Origin of the sequence: Actinomadura sp. CNU-125 (genome assembly GCF_001942465.1) — a bacterium.
In the GTDB taxonomy this organism is placed as follows: domain Bacteria; phylum Actinomycetota; class Actinomycetes; order Streptosporangiales; family Streptosporangiaceae; genus Spirillospora.
The window spans coordinates 1-2,496 of sequence record NZ_MKJY01000449.1; the positions used below are offsets into that span (position 1 = coordinate 1).

General features: G+C 68.6%; 3 protein-coding genes and 1 pseudogene. 1 reads left to right on the forward strand and 3 read right to left on the reverse strand.

The genetic code is table 11. The features are described 5' to 3' along the window. From BJF79_RS37215 to BJF79_RS37225, 3 genes and pseudogenes are all read right to left on the reverse strand, one after another. Window positions 1-1,108, reverse strand: a pseudogene (locus tag BJF79_RS37215) (hypothetical protein); the annotation flags it as partial. A gap of 8 nt (window positions 1,109-1,116) precedes the next feature. Beyond that, window positions 1,117-1,416, reverse strand: coding sequence for a WXG100 family type VII secretion target (locus BJF79_RS37220; protein WP_075904459.1), 300 nt, complete (start codon window positions 1,414-1,416; stop codon window positions 1,117-1,119). Beyond that, window positions 1,413-1,814: a YbaB/EbfC family nucleoid-associated protein gene (locus BJF79_RS37225; RefSeq protein ID WP_075904460.1), complete on the reverse strand. Its 402-nt coding sequence runs from the start codon at window positions 1,812-1,814 to the stop codon at window positions 1,413-1,415. Before BJF79_RS37225 ends, BJF79_RS37220 begins: the two co-directional genes overlap by 4 nt. 204 nt (window positions 1,815-2,018) lie before the next feature. Between BJF79_RS37225 and BJF79_RS37230 the strand changes: the two genes are divergently transcribed. Further along, on the forward strand, window positions 2,019-2,294 hold the full coding sequence (locus BJF79_RS37230; RefSeq protein ID WP_075904461.1) for a hypothetical protein: 276 nt from the start codon (window positions 2,019-2,021) through the stop codon (window positions 2,292-2,294). The last annotated feature ends 202 nt before the right edge of the window (window positions 2,295-2,496 follow it).

Below are 2,496 nucleotides of genomic sequence, written 5' to 3' on the forward strand. Positions count from 1 at the left end.
CGCCGCCGCGCGGCGCACCGCCGCCGCCGGAGCCACCGCCCGGCGAGCCGCCACCACCTGTGCCGCCGCCGCCCGAGCCGCCGCCCGGGTCGCTGCCGCCGCCCGGGTTCGGGCTGTTGCCGCCGCTGAACGGGTCGTTGCCTCCGCCGGTGTTGCCCGTCCCGCCGGTGTTGCCCGTGGTGGGGGCGTCGAAGTCGGTCAGGCCGCCCTTGGCGCCGCCGACGCCTCCGCCGAACGCGCCGGACGTGGCGCCCTTCGCGATCGCGTCCCAGGTCAGCGGGTCACCGTGGATCGCGGCGGTGGCGACGGTACCGACCACACCGCTGACCGCCTCGGCACCGGCCTCGCGGCCCATGCCCTTGAACATGTTGCCGAGCGGGGTGCTCGCGGCGTCCCCCAGGCCAGGGATCTTGTTCGCCCCGTATCCGATACCGCCGGAGATGGCGCCGCCGATCGCGCCGTCCAGAGTCGAGGTGGCGGTCTGCTCCCAGTTGATGCCGTCCCGGTTGCCCTGCGCGACCTGGACGCCCTGGATCAGCAGGTCGAGCCCGCCGCCCTCCAGGGCGCCGAACGCGGCGCCGCGCAGGACGGCGCCCAGCAGGCGCTGTCCCAGCCGCTGCGCGAGCCGCTGCATCAGCTCCTTGAAGATCATCCGGGCGGAGACCTGGGCCGCCACCTCGACCGCGGGAATCGCCGCGGTGGAGGCGCCGAAAGTCGCGAACGCCGCCGCGATCAGATACGCGATTTCGATCGCAGTAATGATCAGCAGGGCGATGAACATGTATTTGGCGTACTCGATATCGAGTGCGCCGCCGTCCAACATCTCGGCCAATTCCGCGCAGGATTGGCTGAGTTTTGGCAGCATTTGCGGGTCGGTGGTGACCCACTTCTCCCAGTTCTCGCTGAACTTGTCCGCGGCGCCGCTGTCGAGGGTGCTGAGCACGCCGTTGGCGGTACCTTGGAGTTCGCTGACCAGCCCGTCGATGTCGACGCCGGCCTGCCGCCACGCGTCGGCGCAGCGACGCATGGCGGTCTCGTCGCCCTCAGGCCAGTCGGCGCCGATGATCCAGGACAGCCACTGAACGGGTTCGGGGATCTCAAGACCCACGGATCAGCTCACTTAATCCTTGACGCCTCTTCGGCCTGTTTATAGGTCTTGGCCATCTGGTCCACGCCCTTTTTGATGCCGTCGAGCCCCTTGGAGAGCTGCGGGAACATCTTCAGGACGTTTTCGCTGGGCTGTCCGTAGCCCTGCTCGAACTGCTGGCCGGTTTCGTCCGCGCCCCAGCACTTGCCCTCGGAGTTGAGCGCGGCGCCGAGTCGCTCGTAGATGGCGGTCAGCCGCTCCGCACCGTCGTGGAAGCCTTTGCCCGACCGCTTCAGGGCTTCGGTGTCTACCTCGAGGTACTCGGTCATTGCGGGAGGATCCCGAGTCGCTCGCGGAGGGCGTCGAAGTCGCCGGGCCGCTCCGGCAGGAACTTGGTGAGGTCGGGGGCGCCGCCTTCCGCGCCCTCGGGGTTCAAGCCCTGCATGGCGGACTGGAGCTGCTCCGTGACCTGGCGCTGGGCGTCCTTCGACGCTTCCATGATCGCCTCGGACAGTTCCGCGGAACCGAGCCGGCGCTGGACGCGCGGGTCGAGTTCGAGTTCGGTCAACCGTCCCTGCCGGTCCACCTTGACCTTGACCATGCCGTCCGCGGCCTCGGCCGCGGCCTCGATGGACTCCAGCTTGGACTGCATGTCCTGGATCTGCCGGCGCTTCTCCTGGTACGTCTGCAGGAGATCATCGATATGCGCCTGCCACTCAGCGCGCACAGGGACCCCTCTGTTCGTCGGGAGCTTGCGAGCCCGCGACCGCGCACGATCACAGACACAGGGATTGATCATTTATAGGGTTTTATGGACACTTTTGCAACCTCGATCTTGCATGGCCGCTCGGGTGGGGTTCGAGACCGGCGTTGTGGAACACTGCGATGGGACGCACGTGTGACGAGGACCAGGGAGAGGGTGCGGGGACCGATGCGCAGGAAGCCGAGTATCTGTGACGCCTGCGTTCGTCTGCAGAAGCGGTCCAACCCGGAGGCGCAGACCACCATCGATCGGTGGATTCCCTACTGCGACGCCTTCCCCGAGCGGATTCCCGGCGAGATCTACACCGGCGGCTTCGACCACCGGAACCCATTCGAGGGCGACCAGGGCATCCGGTTCGAGATGCGCCCGGGCGGGGAGCGGATGCTCGACGCCTATGAACGGTCGCTCGCACGCCGCCAGGCGTCCCGCCCCCAGGACGGCTGACGCCGCACGATCGCCGCGGCGGCTCGGCCCGTCCGGCCCGTCCGGTGTGCTTCTGGGCGAGCGCCCGCACATGCGTTCCGTGTGCATGTGGTGCGGGGCGTCTCGTAGGCTGACGCGGGAGAGGGGGGCAGGTGTCCGACTCCAGTTGGCAGCAGGCGGTTCTCCGTGAGATCGGTGCCGCCCAGCAGGGCTTCCAGACGCT